The sequence below is a fragment of the Agromyces sp. G08B096 genome, from assembly GCF_040267705.1.
GTDB lineage: Bacteria > Actinomycetota > Actinomycetes > Actinomycetales > Microbacteriaceae > Agromyces.
The window spans coordinates 1,264,965-1,280,816 of sequence record NZ_CP158374.1; the positions used below are offsets into that span (position 1 = coordinate 1,264,965).

A 15,852-nucleotide genomic window follows, 5' to 3' on the forward strand; every position below is an offset into this window, starting at 1 on the left:
TCTTCCGCAGGCGCACGGTCGCGGTTCCATCGCCCGCGTACGCAACCCAGCCTAACGGAGTCGAGGATGCCTCCCCCGTTATGCTGTCCTGCGTGGTGCTCTGGTCAGCAAGGCGCGGTTCGCGCGAGACGCCGCGGCTCCGCCCGCGTGTGGCGCCGACCGACCTCGCCAGGGTCGACTTCACCGAGCTCGTCCCCGAGCCGGTCGCCTTCCTCGGCCAGGCCGCGTACATCCAGCTCGAGGCGTTCGAGAACCTCGCCCGCGCCGTGGCCACCGCGCCCTCGATCGACTCGAAGGAGGGCCTGTCGGCCGCGGCCGGTGTGGCGCTGCGCAAGCACCACGCCCTCATCGCCGAGCTCCGTCGCGAGGGCGTGGAGCCCGTCGAAGTGATGGCGCCGTTCGCGCCCGCGACCGACCGGTTCCGCGAGGCGACCGCCGGCGCCGACTGGTACGAGCTGCTGCTCGGCATCCACGTCACCACGGGCATGCTCGACGACTTCTTCGCCCGGCTCGCCGCAGGGCTGCCGCACGAGGTGGGCGACCGCGTCCGGCGCATCCTCGACGAGCAGGGCGCGGCGGAGGTGCTCCAGCGGGAGCTCGGGCGGGCGATCGCCGAGCAACGGGGGCTCGCCGACCGGCTGGCGCTCTGGGGCCGCAGCCTCGTCGGCGACACGCTGCTCATCGCACGGTCGGCCCTCCGCGGGGCCGAGCCCAGCGGCCGGTTCGACGAGGACGTCGAGCCCGTCTTCACCGAGCTCATCGCCGATCACACGCGCCGCATGGACGCGCTCGGCCTCACCGCCTGAGCGCTCGTCCTGAAGGGCTGCCGGGTTTCACGGCCTGAGCGCTCGCGCAGGGCGGCGTTCCCCGGTGGACGACGTGGCGACCGAGCGCGCGGCCTCAGCGCGCGACGGCCGCGCCGGGGCGCGACAGGCGCTCGAAGAGCGCGGCATCCGCCCGCTCGCGACGCGGCCCGATGAGGAGCACGGATGCCACGACCGCCGCGCCAGCGGCGACGAGGGAGACGACCCAGATCCAGCCGCCGTCCCAGGCCCAGCCGAGCCAGGTGAGGCCCACCCACACGACGGCGGCCACGGCCGCCCCGATGGCCGGCACGAGCACGCTGCCGTACGTCTGCCGGCGCGGCAGCGTGTAGCGCGCGATGGCGCCGAGGATCGCGCCGCCGAGCGTCACGAACAGCAGTTCCATCAGGCGACGAACCCGATGCGGCGGGATTCCTCCGAGCCGATCTCGATGTAGGCGAGCGCCGCGGCGGGCACCACGTAGACCGTGCCCTTGTCATCGGCGAGCTTGAGCAGCGAGGACTGCCCCGAGAGCGCGGCCTCGACGGCCTGCTGGATCTCGGCGGCCGTCTGGGACGACTCGAACCCGAGTTCACGAGGGGAGTTCTGGATGCCGATGCGAACGTCCACGATGCGCCTTTCTGTCGTGCTTGCAACACTATGGCACGCCCGATGGGAGCGTCCCGCCGTTCACTGTCGGCAGAACGGGTTAGCGTGACGGCATGCCCCGCACCACCCCGTCGCTCGAGCTCGCCGCTGGCGCTCCCGACCGCGCCGCGCAGCCTGCGTCGGCCCTCGCCCGCGCCGACGTCGATCCGGCCCGGGCACACGTGCTCGGGCTGCCCGACGGCGTCTCGGCCGCGGTGTTCGGCGCCCCCGGCTCGGGCAAGACCTCGCTCGCCGTCGAGCTCGTCGCCGACCGCGTCGAGCGGCGCGGCTACGACGTCGACGAGGTGCTCGTGGTCTCGGCGAGCCGGGCCACCGCGACCGCGCTCCGAGACCGCATCGCCGTCCGTCTCGGCGTCACCACGCGCGGCCCCATGGCGCGCACCGCGAACTCGATCGCCTTCCAGCTCGTGCGGGCGCGCACGGGTCGCCCCGTGACGCTCCTGACGGGCGCCGAGCACGACCAGCTCATCGGCGAGCTGCTCGAGGCTGCGGCCGCCGACGGCGGCGGGCCCGCCTGGCCCGACCCCCTCGGCGACGACGTCCGGCGGCTGCGGGGATTCCGCTCGGAGCTCCGCGAGCTCGTCATGCGGGCCGTGGAGCACGGCGCCGACGGGCCGGCGCTCCGAACGCTCGGGCAGGCGGCCGGGCGGCCCGAGTGGGTGGCGGCCGGCGACTTCCTCGACGAGTACGCCGAGGTGAAGGAGCTCGTGCGGGGCGCGCAGTACGACTCGGCCGAGCTCGGCGCGTACGCGGCCGCGATCCTCGCCGAGTCGGCGGCGGGCGACCCCGAGGCCGAGCTGGCGCTCGGCACCCTCGCGAAGCTCAGGCTCGTCGTCGTCGACGACGCGCAGGAGGCGACGCAGGCCACCGCCGCGCTGCTCGCCGGATTCGCCGCGCGCGGGGTCGCGGTCATCGCGCTCGGCGACCCCGACATCGCCGGCAACGGCTTCCGCGGCGGGCGCCCCGAGCTGCTCGGCTCGCTCGGCGCCATGCTCGGCGGACGCGCCGTCGAGCGCATCGACCTCGGCGTGCGCCACCGCGGGCGGCCGGCGCTGCACGCGCTCGTCGCCGAGGTGACGAGCCGCATCGGCGTCGCCCTCGGCGGCAGCCACCGCGCGGCCGCCGGGCTGAGCGACGCCGTCGCCGGCGCGAAGCCCCACGACGACGACCCGCTCGCACCCATCCTCGGCATCGAGGCGCCGTCGCACGCGGCCGAGTGCCAGTCGATCGCCGCGCTCCTCCGGGAGCGGCACCTGCTCGGAGGCATCCCGTGGTCGTCGATGGCGGTCGTGCTGCGCTCCGGCGGCGACGTGCCCGCGTTCGAACGCGCCCTCGCGCTCGCCGACGTGCCGACCGCGGGTGCCGTCGCCCGGATGCCGCTCCGCGACGCGCCCGTCGCGGCGGCGCTGCTGCGCGCCGCATCGCTCGCCCTCGGCCGCGACGAGCTCACCGGGCCGCTCGCGGTCGACCTGCTCACGGGTCCGCTCGGTCGCCTCGACGCGGTGGGGCTGCGCCGCCTGCGGCTGGCGCTCCGGCACGAAGAGCTCGCCGCGGGCGGCGACCGCACCGCCGACGAACTGCTCGTCGATGCGCTCGACGCACCCGGCGGGTTCGAGACCATCGACGCCGCGCCCGCGCGGCGGGCGGGCCGGCTGGCGAAGCTGCTCGCCGCGGCGAGAGGCGTCGCGACCCGCGGCGGCACCATCGAAGAGGTGCTGTGGGCGCTCTGGGACGGCAGCGGGCTGGCCTCGGAGTGGGGCGCGCAGTCCACCGGCACGGGGGTGCTCGCCGAGGAGGCGAACCGATCCCTCGACGCGGCGGTCGCGCTCTTCGCCGCGGCGCAGCGGTTCGTGGAGCGCTCGCCGGGCGCGCCGCCCGCTCGGTTCGTCGACGAGGTGCTCGCGAGCGAACTGCCCGAAGACTCGCTCGCACCGCAGCGCACCGCCGAGACGGTCTTCGTCGGCACGCCCTCGGCCCTCGTCGGGCGGGAGTTCGACGTCGTGGTCGTCGCGGGCCTGCAGGAGGGCGTCTGGCCGAACCTGCGGCCGCGCGGCACGCTGCTGCACGCGGCGCTGCTGCCGCGCGCCATCGCCGCCTGGCGTTCCGGCGAGCCGATGCCAACCCCCGACACGGCCGCCGAGGCGCGTGCCTCGGTCCGGAGCGACGAACTGCGCCTGTTCGCGCTCGCGATCTCGCGAGCCAGGCGCCAGCTGGTGCTCGCCTGCACGGCGAACGACGACGAGCAGCCGTCGGTGCTCATGGGATACGCCCCGCAGCGCATCCGGCCCTCGCGGCGGCGGCCGCTGCACCTGCGCGGCCTCGTCGGAGCGCTCCGGCGCGAGGCCGTCGATGCGGGGTCCGGCGAAGCGGCGGCCGCGCTCGCGCTGCTGGCCGAAGCCGGCGTCCCCGGTGCGCATCCCGACGAGTGGTACGGCCTCCGCGAGCCGTCGACCACGGTGCCGCTCGTCGACCTCGACCACGACCCCGAGGCCGTGGTCGACGTGTCGCCCTCGCAGATCGACCGGGCCGAGGAGTCGCCGCTCGGCTGGTTCGTCGACCACATCGCCTCGCCGCCCTCGGGCCTCGCCGCCTCGATCGGCACGATCGTGCACGCCGTCGTCGAAGCCGCGGGCGCGCGCACCGACGGCGACATCGGCGTCGAGACGCTCTGGGCCGACGTCGAGGCGAGGCTCGAGACCCTGCGGTTCGAGGCCGGATGGGTCGCCGAGCGCGAGCGGCGCGGCGCGCGGCGGATGACCGAGGGCGCTGCCGGATACCTCGCCGCCTTCGCCGACGACGGCAAGGTCCTGCTCGGCGCCGAGGGCCGGTTCACCCTCGTCGCCGGACGTGCGCGGCTCACCGGCACCATCGACCGCGTCGAGGCCTCGCCCGACGGCACGACCGTCATCGTCGACCTGAAGACCGGTTCGCGGCCGCCGACGGGTCCCGAGACCGCCGGGCATCCGCAGCTCGCGGCGTACCAGCTCGCGGCGCGGGGCGGCGTGGTGCCGAACGCCGGGCGGCTCGGCGGCGCGAAGCTCGTCTACGTCGCGAAGCCCGCCGGTGGCGCCGCGTACACCGAGCGCGCGCAGCAGCCCTTCGACGACGAGGCCGAGGCGGAGTTCCGCGGCCGGCTCGACGCGGTCGCGCGCACCATGGCGGGCTCGAGCTTCGAGACCTCGGCCGAGCTGCCGTTCCGGTCGCGCTTCGCGGGCTGGCACTACCGCGTGCAGATCGTGCCGGCGGTGTCGGCATGACCGCCCGCGCCATCGCCGCGGCCGAGATCGCCGACCGGCTCGGACTGCACGCCCCGACGCCCGAGCAGCGCGCCGTGATCGAGGCCGACCCGACGGGGCGTCACCTCGTCGTCGCGGGTGCGGGCAGTGGCAAGACCGAGACCATGGCCAACCGCGTGGTGTGGCTGCTCGCCAACGGCCACGTCGACGTGCCCGAGGTACTCGGCCTCACCTTCACCCGCAAGGCCGCCGGCGAGCTCGCCGACCGCATTCGCGAGCGGGTGGCGCAGCTCGTCGCCGGCGGCATCGCCGACCTCGACCTCGACCCGCTGGAAGCGGCCTCGGTCGGCACCTACCACTCCTTCGCGAGCGCGATCTACCGCGAGCACGCGCTGCTCATCGGCCGCGAACCCGACGCGGCCGTGCTCGGCGAGGCATCCGCCTGGCAGCTCGCGCGCCAGGTGGCCGCCTCGTCGTCCGACCCTCGGCTCATCGAGCTCGACCTCTCGCTCGACCGGGTGACCGCGGCCGTCCTCTCGCTGAGCCGCGCGCTCGCCGAGAACGTCGCCGACGCGCGCGACGTGCGCGCGTGGACCCGCGATTTCCTCGCGATGGCCGATCTGCCCATCGGGCGGCCGCGGAAGCGCACGCCCTTCGAGTCGTTCACGAAGGCGCTCGGCGTCGTCGACGCGCTGCCGCCCCTCCTCGAGCTCGCCGACGCCTACGCTGCGGCCAAACGCGAGCGCGGCTACGTCGAGTTCTCCGACCAGGTGGCGCTCGCGCTCACGATCTGCGAGGGGCATCCCGAGGTCGTCGCGGGGTACCGCGAACGGTACCGCTCGGTGCTGCTCGACGAGTATCAAGACACCTCGGTGGTGCAGACGCGGCTGCTCGCGGTGCTCTTCGGCGGCACCGCGGTCATGGCCGTCGGCGACCCCGACCAGTCGATCTACGGCTGGCGGGGCGCGAGCGCGGCGAACCTGGCCCGCTTCGGCCGCGACTTCGGCGGCGACGCCGGCGCTTCGGTGTTCGACCTGTCGACGAGCTGGCGGAACCCGCGGATCGTGCTCGACGCGGCGAACGCGCTCATCGCGCCGCTCGATTCGGGCGTGGCCAAGGCGCCCCTCGGCGCCTCGCCGTTCGCCGGGGCGGGCCGGCTGGAGGTGGCCTGGCACGAGACCATCGACGAGGAGGCCGCCCACGTTGCCGACTGGTTCGCCGCCCGCGTGCTCGGCCGGGGCGACGCGGCTCCCACCGGGGCCCTGCTGTGCCGGACGTTCGCGAACGTCGGCGTGTTCGCCCACGCCCTCCGCGAGCGAGGCGTGCCGGTGCACATCCTCGGCATCGCCGGCCTCCTCGATCAGCCCGTCATCGCGGATCTCGTGTGCGCGCTCCGCGTCCTGCACGACCCCACCGCCGGAGCCGAGCTCATCCGGCTGCTCGCTGGTGCCAGATGGCGTATCGGGGCGGCCGATCTCGCCGCACTCCGCGGGCTGGCGCGCTGGCTCGCCGAGCGCGACGCGGCCAGTCGGCGCCTCGAACCCGACGTGCGCCGCGGCATCCGGGATTCGATCGCGCCCGAGGAGTCGCCGTCGATCGTCGACGCCCTCGACATGCTCACCTCGACGCCCGACGAGCATCGCGCGCTCGCCGGGTTCAGCGCGGCCGGCCTCGCTCGCCTGCGGCGCGCGGGCGCCCAGCTGCAGTCGCTCCGGCGTCGCGCGGGGCTCGGCCTGGTGGACTTCGTCGCGCTCGTCCAGCAGGAGCTGGTGCTCGACATCGAGGTCGACGCGAACGGCGACCAGCCGCTCGGCCGGCCGAGCCTCGAGGCGTTCGACGATCTGCTCTCGGGTTTCGTCGAGGTCTCGGAGCAGCCCACGCTCGGCGCGTTCCTCGGCTGGCTGACCGAGGCCGAGCAGCGCGACCGTCTGGCGCCCCGCCAGGACGAGCCCGAGCCCGGTGCCGTGCAGGTCCTCACGATCCACGGGTCGAAGGGACTCGAGTGGGACGTGGTCGCGATCCCGCGGCTGGTCGACGACGAGCTGCCGGCGAAGCCGCGGACGACGGCCGGATGGCTCGCGGTCGGCGAGCTTCCGAACGACTTCAAGGGCGACCGCGACGAACTGCCCGAGCTGATGTGGCGGGGGTCGCAGTCGCAGCACGAGTTCGATGAGGCGATGACCGCCTTCCGGGCCGAGAACGCGGCACGCGACGCGGAGGAGGAGCGGCGCCTCGCCTACGTCGCGGTCACCCGCACGCGCGACGAGCTGCTGCTCACCGGCTCGTGGTGGGCGACGCAGAAGACGCCTCGGCAGCCGAGCCCGTACCTGCGCGAGCTCGTCCAGGCGGGCATCGTCTCAGGCGAGGCGCTCCCCGCGGCATCCGCGTTCGAGCAGAACCCGCTCGCCGAGCGCAGCTCGACGGTGGTCTGGCCGCTCGACCCGCTGGGCCCGCGCCGGCCACGGGTCGAGGCCGCCGCGGATGCGGTGCGGCGTGCCGCCGAACGGCCGACGGGGGCGGGCATCGGCCCGGCGCTCCGAGCCGAGCTCGACCTGCTGCTCGAAGAACGCCGTCGCCGGCTTGCGGGTCCCGACGCGCCGGCGATCCCCGTGCGCGTGCCCGCATCGAGGTTCAAGGACTACGTCGACGATCCGGCGGCCGTCGCCGAGCAGTTGCGGCGGCCCATGCCGCAGCGGCCGTTCCGGGCCACCCGTATCGGCACGCTCTTCCACCGCTGGGTCGAGCACCGGGCGACCGGCGAGGGGGACGCCGAGTCCATCGACGCGCTCGATGGCGTGCCGCTGGATGAGCTCGCCTGGGCGGACGACGCGGTGGGCGCCGCCGATGAGCGGCTGCCGGATCCGGCGCCCGAACGACTCAGGGAGCTCCAGGCGACGTTCGAGGCGTCGCCGTGGGGCGGGCTGCGGCCGTCGGCCGTCGAGCTCGAGCTGCACCTGCCGCTCGGCGCGCACGTGTTCGTCTGCAAGCTCGACGCGGTGTACGAGATCGCGCCCGATTCGGAGCTGGGCGCGGCGGGCATCCGGGCCCAGGTCGTCGACTGGAAGACCGGCAAGGCTCCGCGCGACGCCCGCGACCTCGAACTGAAGCAGACGCAGCTGGCCCTGTACCGGCTCGCGTACTCGACGTGGTCGGGCCTGCCAGTCGAGGCGATCGACGCGTGCTTCTACTTCGTGGAGGACGACCGGGTCATCCGTCCGGGCGAGCTCTCCGACGAGGCCGCGCTTCGTGCGGCATGGGCGGCTGCGGTCTCCGACGGCACGGTCGAGTCCGAAGACCGGCACCGCGGAATGCGCCACGACTCGGCCGCGCGCGCCGTCGGCGCCGCGGGCGGGCCGGGCGCGAGCGCCCAGAGCGTCGGCTGAGGCGCGCAGAGCCTCGGCTGAGGCGCCGCGAGCGGAGGACTCAGCTGCCGGATGCCGCGGCCGACGGCCCCCGGCCTTCCCCGGAGGCGCGACCGTCGCCCTGGCGCGCGGAACCGCCGGTCGCGTCGCGGTCGCGGTCGCCCGTCGCCGCGTCTCCGCGGTCGGCATCGCCGCCGGCGTCCTCCGAGCGCGCCGGGTCGTCCGCCCCGGTCACCGCGCCGGGAGGTGCGTCGCCGTCGCGCGGCGCCGCGTCGCCCCAGTCGCTGAGGTCGAGCGGGATGGGCGCGGTGAGATCGCCGACGGGCGCCTCATCGCCGACGCGCTGCAGGTCGGAGAAGTCGTAGGCGTCGGTGAGAAGGGCGCCGCCCGCCTCGCGCGGCACGTGATCGCGCGGTGTCTCGTCGAGCAGCCGCTCGACGTCGCCCACGGTGAGGATCGGCCCGGTCTCGGCCGCGAGCGGCTCGCTCGACTGGTCGTGCACGCTCGAGACGAGGCCGTCGAGGAGGCCGACGGCGTCGGCGATGATCGTGTCGTCGTGCGTGTCGACGCCGTGCAACAGCCAGCGTGCGAGCTCGAGCTCGGCGTGGAGCAGCGCGCGACGGGGCAGGTGCTCATCGGCGCCGCCGTCACGGGCGACGAGGTAGGCCTCGAGCGCCCGGTCGGCTGCGGCGCCGCGCGAGGTGAGCAACCAGTGCAGGTCTTGAGCCGGGTCGCCGACCGCGAGCTGCGACCAGCCGATGATGCCGGTCACGTGTTCCCCGGCCACGAGGATGGAGTCGGCGCTGAGCGACCCGTTCACGACGGTCGGCTCGAAGCGCCAGAGCGCCGCGTCGTCGGCCGCCTGCTCCCAGCGGCGCAGCAGCGCCGCGGGGAGTCTGCCCGTGTCGGCCGCGCGGCCGATCAGCGCGATCGCGTCGTCGCGGCACTCGGCCGCCGAGCGGCGCGGCAGCCCGGCGTCGGCCACGAACCCGCTCGGCAACGCGTGGATCGCGGCGACGGCGAGGCCGACGGACTCGGCGAGCCGGGATTCGGCCGTGAGCTCGTCAGCGCTCCGGGCGTCGCCCGGCACGTATTCCGTGACGACGGCGCGGGTGCCGTCGATGGGCGCCTGGCCGACGAAGTCGGGCACGTCGAAGGGCAGCCGCGACCGGATGCCGGGGGTCAGCGCGCGCAGCGCGACGAGGTCGGCGGATTGCTCCGTCTCGGCCGCCTGCGAGCGCGGCACGCGGATCACGAGGTGGCGCCCGTCGGCGTCGCGGAGCAGTACGGCGTCGAACCCGCCCTGCGCCCCGCGGGTGTGCGGGGCCGCGGCCCGCACCTCCAGTCCGGGCACCGCCGCCGTGGCCAACGCGGCTAGAGTGAGAGGGGGTCTGGCCATGGCACACAGCTTAAGCAGGCATCCTCGCCCGAGCGGCGACCGCCACGCCTTCCCGCCGACTCCGTCAGAGCCGCGTCGAGAGGTGGATGTTGCATGCACGCCGTGCCGCCGCTCGCTCGCACCCTGATCGATCGCGACGGCGAGGCTCGTGCCGACGGCGATCTCGCCGAGCGCTTCGACGCCGACCCGCGCGCGCGCATCGTCTCGGTGCACGCCGGCCGCCTGCTCGTCGCCCAGCAGGTGGAGGGGTCGCCGGTCGCTCTGGATCAGCGGCATCCCTCGACCGCGCCCGAGCCGATGCTCCGCGTCTACCTCGGCCGTACCGTCCCGGCCGGCGCACCGGTCGAGGTGCGCGTGTTCGACGAGGCGGGTGCCGAGGCGGTCGAGCCCGAAGCGGCTCGGTGGCAGAGCCTGCGGGCCCTCGCACCCGTGCTCGACGACGCCGACGCGAGCCTCGCGACCGAGGCCGTCGCGCTCGCGAACTGGCACGAGCGGCATCCGCGCTGCCCGCGCTGCGGCGGCGCGACCCACCCGGTGCAGGCCGGCTGGGCGCGGCGGTGCGAGGTCGACGACAGTCTGCACTTCCCGCGGACCGACCCAGCGGTCATCGTGCTGGTGACCGACGACGACGATCGGGTGCTGCTCGGTTCGAACGCGCTGTGGGAGCCCGGCCGGTTCTCGCTGCTCGCCGGCTTCGTCGAGCCGGGCGAGTCGCTCGAGGCGGCGGTGGTCCGCGAGATCGGCGAGGAGGCCGGTATCGCGGTCGACCGGGTGGAGTACCGGGCGAGCCAGCCCTGGCCCTTCCCGGCGAGCATCATGCTGGGCTTCACCGCCCGCGTGGCGGCCGGCGCGCACGCCGGCGAGGCCCGACCCGACGGCGAGGAGATCCTCGAGCTGCGCTGGTTCGGTCGCGACGACCTCGCGGCCGCGACCGACGACCTCGTGCTGCCAGGCCCGGCCTCGATCGCGCGCTGGCTGCTGGAGCAGTGGTACGGCGGACCGATCGACTCCCAGACCCCGTGGACGACCGGATGACCCCCGCCGACGCCGACCCGTTGCTCGCCGGCCTCGACGACGAGCAGCGCGTCGCGGCCGAAGCGTTGCTCCGGCCGGTGTGCGTGCTGGCCGGCGCCGGCACCGGGAAGACCCGGGCGATCACCCACCGCATCGCGTACGGGGTCGCATCCGGGGCGTACGACCCGAAGCGGATCATGGCCCTCACCTTCACGGCCCGCGCGGCCGCGGAGCTCCGCGGCCGGCTGCACACGCTCGGTGCCGGCCAGGTCCAGGCGCGCACGTTCCACGCGGCCGCTCTCGCGCAGCTCGGCCACTTCTGGCCCCTCGTCGTCGGCGGCCCGGCGCCGCGCGTGCTCGACTTCAAGGGCCGGCTGCTGGGGCAGGCAGCCGAGCGGGCGAAGGTGCGGGTCGACACGGCGACGCTGCGGGATGTCGCGGCGGAGATCGAGTGGCGCAAGGTGCAGCTGCTGAGCCCCGCCGAATACGAGCAGCGGCTGCCGTCGCGGGGCATCCCCGGGCAGCTGTCGGCCGAACAGCATCTCGCGATCGTCGCGGCGTACGAGCAGCTGAAAGACGAGCGCCGCATGCTCGACTTCGAAGACGTGCTGCTCGTGACGGCGGGCATGATCGAGACCGAGCCGGCGGTCGCCATGCAGGTGCGCGAGCAGTACCGGCACTTCGTCGTCGACGAGTACCAGGACGTCTCGCCGGCGCAGCAGCGGCTGCTCGAGCTGTGGCTCGGCGATCGTCGCGACCTCTGCGTCGTCGGCGACGCGAGCCAGACGATCTACTCGTTCGCCGGGGCGACGAGCGAGTACCTCCTCGGCTTCGAACGCACCTACCCGGATGCCACGATCGTGCGGCTCGAGCGCAACTACCGCTCGGAGCCGCCGATCGTGGAGACCGCGAACCGGCTGATGCGGGGCCGCGCGGGAGCGCTACGGCTGCGTGCGGCCGTGGCGGCCGCGGATGCTCCTGAGCCAGGCCCGACCGCGGCGCGGAGCGTCGCCGAGCCCGAGCTCCGCGAGTACCCCGACGATCTCACCGAGGCCCGCGGCGTCGCGGCGCGAATCCGCGAGCGGCTCCGGGCCGGGGCGAAGCCCGAGGAGATCGCGGTCCTCATCCGCGTGAACAGCCAGTCCGCACTCTACGAGCAGGCGCTCGAAGAGGCCGGCGTGCCGGTGCGCGTGCGCGGTGCGCAACGCTTCTTCGACCGGCCCGAGGTGAAGGAGGCCGTGCACCACCTGCGCGCGCAGGCGCTCGTGCCGGCCGAGGAACCGCTCTTCAAGTCGGTCAGCGACGTGCTGCGCGGACTCGGGTGGTCGGCGCAGCCGCCCGCAGGGCCGGGCGCGGTGCGGGCCCGCTGGGAGTCCCTGAACGCGATCGCCCGGCTGGTCGACGATGTGCCGCCCGGTACGACGTTCCGCGCGTTCACCGACCAGCTCCGGGCCCGGGCCGAGAGCCACCACGAGCCGACCCTGGAAGCCGTCACGGTCGCGACGCTGCACTCCGCGAAGGGCCTCGAGTGGCCCGAGGTCCACCTCGTCGGCCTCTCGGAGGGGCTGCTGCCGATCGCCTACGCCAAGGGGCTCGAGGCCGTCGACGAGGAGCGCCGACTCATGTACGTCGGCATCACGCGGGCACGGCGCCGGCTCGAGCTGAGCTGGGCCCGGCAGGCCGGTGGCTCCCGAGGGGAACGGGAGCCGTCGCGGTTCCTCCGGGAACTCGGCATCCGCACTCCGGATGCGACTCGTGACGGAGCACCTGCGGCGCGGCCCCGTCGGACGGGATGAGCCGGGAGGTTCCCGCGTCGCCGGGTCGTCCGCTCAGCAGGTCGTCGACCGCACGTGCGGCAGCGACGGCCGCCTCGAGCTCGATGCGCGCCGACCGCGGCGCCGGCGGCTGATCGACGAGCTGGGCGGCGATCGCGGGCCACGCGGCATCCGCGTCGCGTCGCTCGAGGTCGAGGCAGCGCAGGCACGCCGTCTCACCCGGCACGACGAGGGGCCCCACCACGGCGCCGTCGTCGGTGAAGAGCACGGGAAGATGGGGGACGTCGCGCCGCAGCAGCGGCAGGTGACGCATCGGCGGGATGACCCGCTCGGCGACGAGCACGACGACCGCGGCTCCGCTCGCCGGATCGTGGTCGGGGGCCCCGTCGGGAGCGGCCTGCCCGGCGCCCGGCCCGACGACCCGGTGCCCGAGGAGCGCGAGCGCGTGTCCGATCGTCAGCGCGGTACGCCCGGCGCCGTCGACCGCCACGACCGCCGGGATGCCCGGGGAGCGGGTGCGTGAGGCGGCCTCCGGCCCGGGCGCGCCGTCGTCATCGGCGCAGAGCGCCGGTGCGAGGGTGTCGAGCAGGGCGGCCACCGTTGCGGGCGGAGCCTCGAGGCCGGTCGCGACCGCGGCGAGGGTCGACTCGCTCACCCCGCGCCGGAGCAGCCGGACGAGATCGAGCTCGGCGCTGGACGGGTGCTGCAGCACGGCTCGCGCGCGGGGTGCGCCGAGCTGGAGCTCGTGCGGCGAGCGCCACACGACGGCGAGGCGGGGATCGATCTGCGGCGGCATGCGCCGAGCATGCCCGACCCGCCGCTCGGCCCGGGCCGATCATCCACAGGGCGCGCCCGGGTCCGGCCGAGCCGAGCCGGTGTCGCGTCGGGGTGAGGCCCGGCGTGACCCGTTCAGCGAGCCGGCGGCTCCTCGCCGTCCTCGCCGGGAGCGGTCGGCGTCTCCCCGCGGAGCAGCTGCTCGAGCGCCTGATCGAACTCGTCATCGGCCTCCGCGCCCGAGGTGTCGGCCCCGGTGAGGCGCGCGACGAGAGCGGCGGGGTCGTCGAGGTCGGCCGCCGTCGGCAAGAGGTCGGGGTGCGCCCAGAGTGCGTCGCGCGCCTCGACGCCGACGGCCTCGGTGACCCGTCGCCACATCGCGGCCGCGTCGCGGAGCCGGCGCGGGCGGAGCTCGAGGCCCACGAGGGTCGCGAGCGCCGACTCGGCCGGGCCGCCCGACGCACGGCGGCGTCGGATGGTCTCGGCCACCTGGGCCGCCTTCGGCAGGCGGCTCGTGGCATCGGCCGTGGCGACGTCGACCCAGCCCTCGACGAGCGCGAGCATGGTCTCGAGCCGGTCGAGCGCGGCCTGCTGCCCCTCGCTGCGCGGCCGGATGAGCTCGCCGTTCACGACCGCCTGCCGCAGTTCGTCGGTGTCGCTCGGGTCGAAGCCCTCGGCGAGCCGCTCGAGCCGGTCGGTGTCGATGTCGATGCCGCGCGCGAAGGTCGTGATCGCCGTGATGAGGTGCAGGCGCAGCCAGCGGGCGTGCCGGAACAGCCGCGCGTGCGCGAGCTCGCGCACGGCGAGGTAGAGCTCGACCTGGTCGGCCGGGATCTCGAGGTCGCGGCCGAACTCGGCCACATTCTGCGGCAGGAACGCGGCGCGGCCGTCTTCGATGAGCGGGATGCCGATGTCGCCGCCCGAGACCACCTCCGTGGCGAGCTCGCCGACGACCTGCCCGAGCTGCATCGCGAACAGGGTGCCGCCGACGCCCCGGAGCATCCGGCTCGCACCCTGGATCATGCCGCGCATCTCTTCGGGCGCCTGTTCGGCCATCACGCGGGTGAGCGAGTCGGCGATGCTCAGCGCCACCGGCTCGGCGAGCTGGGTCCAGACGGGCATGGTCGCGGCGACCCAGGCCCGCCGGGTGAGCAGCTCGGGGCCGCTCGGCAGCGCCGAGACGTCGACCGCCTCGTCGAGCCAGAGGGAGGCGACCTGGAACGCCTGGTCGAGCCGAGCGCGCTCGTCGTCGGCGATCTGGCGCTGCTCCGCGGAGGCGCGCTGCTCGCCCTGGCGCAGCGCGATGGACCAGTCGATGCCGTCGCCGGCACTCGCCATCGCCTGCTGGAGCTGGGCGAAGATCGCCTGCAGGCTCGCCGGGTCGCTCGGCAGCCCTGCGGCGCCGGCCAGGCGAGACGGGTCGATGCCGCCACCGCCCGACAGCAGCTCGCGGAGCATCTCGCGGAACTCCTCCTCGGGGTTCCGGTCGCCCCTGTCGTCGCCCATGTCGTCGCGGTCGGCCACGGCAGCCACCTCCCAATCGCGTTCCTTCCACGCTAGCGCCGCGCTCCCGGCCCGACCCTGGGAAATGGCCTAGGCTGGCTCTTCGGGTGTCCGCCCTTCGCGAACAGCGCCGGAGCCCGTTCGATCACCGCCGGAAGGATGACGGTTGAGCATCTTCGACGACGAGGCCCTCCGCTCGGAGGACCCGCGTTCGCGGACCGAGCCCGCGCCGCTGCGGCGGCCCCTCCGCGAGCGCGCCGGCTGGTGGGCAATCGGCATCGCGGTCGTCATCGCGGTCGTCTTCGCCTTCCTGCCCTCGCCCTACGTGATCCAGCAGCCCGGGCCGGTCTACGACACCCTCGGCACCGCCGACCACGACGGCGAGCAGGTGCCGCTGATCGAGATCCCCGATGAGACCACGTATCCGACCGGGGGAGAGCTGAACCTGCTGACCGTCAGCGTCGTCGGCCGTCCGGGCGCGACGCCCAGCTGGCTCGACGTCCTCGGCACCTGGTTCGACCCGACCCGTGCCGCGATCCCGCAGGAGGAGGTCTTCCCGCCCGGCATCACCCAGGAGGACCGCGAGGCGCGCAACGAGGCGGCCATGGTCGACTCGCAGCAGGACGCGATCGCGGCCGCCCTCGTCGAGCTCGGGTACGACTTCCCGCGCGAGGTGACGGTCGCGAGCGTCATCGACGACTCGCCGGCGGCGGGCGTGCTCGAGGAGGGCGATGTCGTCGAGACCGTCGACGGTCGCGAGGTGCACTCGGTCGACGAGCTGCGCACGGCCGTCTCGGAGCACGGAACGGATGCCCCGGCGAGCCTCACGGTCCTCCGCGACGGCGAGGAGCTCGCGCTCGAGGTCGTCCCGGTCGAGCGCGACGGCGTCACCGTGCTCGGCATCGGCGTGCGCATGGCGTACGAGTTCCCGATCGACGTCGAGATCCAGCTCGACAAGGTCGGCGGCCCGAGCGCCGGCATGATGTTCGCCCTCGGCATCGTCGACAAGCTCACGCCGGGCGAGCTGACCGGCGGCGAGGTCTTCGCCGGCACCGGAACGATCGACTCCTCCGGCGCGGTGGGGCCGATCGGGGGCATCCGTCAGAAGCTCTGGGGCGCCGAGCGCGAGGGCGCCGACTGGTTCCTCTCGCCGGTCGCGAACTGCGGCGAGGTCGTCGGACATGTCCCCGACGGCATGCGCGTGTTCTCGGTCGAGACGCTCGATCAGGCTCGAGAGATCGTCGAGGCCGTCGGCGAAGGCGAGGACCTCTCGGGCTTCCCCGGGTGCGAGGCCCCCGCCAGCTGATTCCAAGCCGG

General features: G+C 74.9%; 10 protein-coding genes and 1 pseudogene. 6 read left to right on the forward strand and 5 right to left on the reverse strand.

The genetic code is table 11. From position 1 onward, the window contains the following. Positions 1 to 92 precede the first annotated feature (92 nt). Entirely contained in the window at positions 93 to 806 is a 714-nt protein-coding gene (locus ABIQ69_RS06235; RefSeq protein ID WP_350349511.1) for a ferritin-like fold-containing protein, read from the forward strand. A gap of 94 nt (positions 807 to 900) precedes the next feature. On the opposite strand, the gene ABIQ69_RS06240 is transcribed toward ABIQ69_RS06235, so the two are convergent. After that, positions 901 to 1,209 (reverse strand): hypothetical protein, encoded by a 309-nt coding sequence (locus ABIQ69_RS06240; protein ID WP_350349512.1) that lies wholly within the window; start codon positions 1,207 to 1,209, stop codon positions 901 to 903. Then, on the reverse strand, positions 1,209 to 1,433 hold the full coding sequence (locus ABIQ69_RS06245) for a DUF3107 domain-containing protein (protein ID WP_350349513.1): 225 nt from the start codon (positions 1,431 to 1,433) through the stop codon (positions 1,209 to 1,211). Before ABIQ69_RS06245 ends, ABIQ69_RS06240 begins: the two co-directional genes overlap by 1 nt. 92 nt (positions 1,434 to 1,525) lie before the next feature. Here ABIQ69_RS06245 and ABIQ69_RS06250 point away from each other — a divergent pair, with 92 nt between their 5' ends. Continuing rightward, on the forward strand, positions 1,526 to 4,729 hold the full coding sequence (locus ABIQ69_RS06250; RefSeq protein ID WP_350349514.1) for a PD-(D/E)XK nuclease family protein: 3,204 nt from the start codon (positions 1,526 to 1,528) through the stop codon (positions 4,727 to 4,729). Further along, positions 4,726 to 8,091, forward strand: a complete 3,366-nt coding sequence (locus tag ABIQ69_RS06255) for an ATP-dependent DNA helicase (protein ID WP_350349515.1) — start codon at positions 4,726 to 4,728, stop codon at positions 8,089 to 8,091. Before ABIQ69_RS06250 ends, ABIQ69_RS06255 begins: the two co-directional genes overlap by 4 nt. A gap of 40 nt (positions 8,092 to 8,131) precedes the next feature. Here ABIQ69_RS06255 and ABIQ69_RS06260 read toward each other — a convergent pair whose 3' ends face one another. Beyond that, the gene (locus ABIQ69_RS06260) at positions 8,132 to 9,439 is read right to left on the reverse strand and encodes a phosphotransferase (protein WP_350349516.1); all 1,308 of its coding nucleotides are present in this window, start codon (positions 9,437 to 9,439) and stop codon (positions 8,132 to 8,134) included. A gap of 123 nt (positions 9,440 to 9,562) precedes the next feature. Here ABIQ69_RS06260 and nudC point away from each other — a divergent pair, with 123 nt between their 5' ends. Further along, positions 9,563 to 10,504 (forward strand): NAD(+) diphosphatase, encoded by a 942-nt coding sequence (gene nudC, locus ABIQ69_RS06265; RefSeq protein ID WP_350349517.1) that lies wholly within the window; start codon positions 9,563 to 9,565, stop codon positions 10,502 to 10,504. After that, positions 10,501 to 12,279: an ATP-dependent helicase gene (locus tag ABIQ69_RS06270; RefSeq protein ID WP_350349518.1), complete on the forward strand. Its 1,779-nt coding sequence runs from the start codon at positions 10,501 to 10,503 to the stop codon at positions 12,277 to 12,279. The genes nudC and ABIQ69_RS06270 overlap by 4 nt, the downstream gene beginning before the upstream one ends. Here ABIQ69_RS06270 and ABIQ69_RS06275 read toward each other — a convergent pair. Together ABIQ69_RS06275 and ABIQ69_RS06280 are read right to left on the reverse strand one after the other, a co-directional pair. Further along, positions 12,263 to 13,054: pseudogene (locus tag ABIQ69_RS06275) on the reverse strand (hypothetical protein); the annotation flags it as partial. The gene ABIQ69_RS06270 and the pseudogene ABIQ69_RS06275 overlap by 17 nt on opposite strands. 113 nt (positions 13,055 to 13,167) lie before the next feature. Then, complete coding sequence (locus ABIQ69_RS06280; protein ID WP_350349971.1) at positions 13,168 to 14,538, reverse strand: zinc-dependent metalloprotease; 1,371 nt, start codon at positions 14,536 to 14,538, stop codon at positions 13,168 to 13,170. A gap of 163 nt (positions 14,539 to 14,701) precedes the next feature. Here ABIQ69_RS06280 and ABIQ69_RS06285 point away from each other — a divergent pair, with 163 nt between their 5' ends. Further along, a complete protein-coding gene (locus tag ABIQ69_RS06285) occupies positions 14,702 to 15,841 on the forward strand; it encodes a PDZ domain-containing protein (protein WP_350349519.1) in 1,140 nt (379 codons plus the stop codon). Positions 15,842 to 15,852: the final 11 nt, after the last annotated feature.

Excerpts from the sequence above, each read along its gene's own strand:
- ABIQ69_RS06255 (WP_350349515.1), top strand. The coding sequence starts at position 4,726 with ATGACCGCCCGCGCCATCGCCGCGGCCGAGATCGCCGACCGGCTCGGA.
- ABIQ69_RS06270 (WP_350349518.1), top strand. The coding sequence starts at position 10,501 with ATGACCCCCGCCGACGCCGACCCGTTGCTCGCCGGCCTCGACGACGAG.
- ABIQ69_RS06250 (WP_350349514.1), top strand. The coding sequence starts at position 1,526 with ATGCCCCGCACCACCCCGTCGCTCGAGCTCGCCGCTGGCGCTCCCGAC.
- ABIQ69_RS06240 (WP_350349512.1), bottom strand. The coding sequence starts at position 1,209 with ATGGAACTGCTGTTCGTGACGCTCGGCGGCGCGATCCTCGGCGCCATC.
- ABIQ69_RS06280 (WP_350349971.1), bottom strand. The coding sequence starts at position 14,538 with ATGGGCGACGACAGGGGCGACCGGAACCCCGAGGAGGAGTTCCGCGAG.
- nudC (WP_350349517.1), top strand. The coding sequence starts at position 9,563 with ATGCACGCCGTGCCGCCGCTCGCTCGCACCCTGATCGATCGCGACGGC.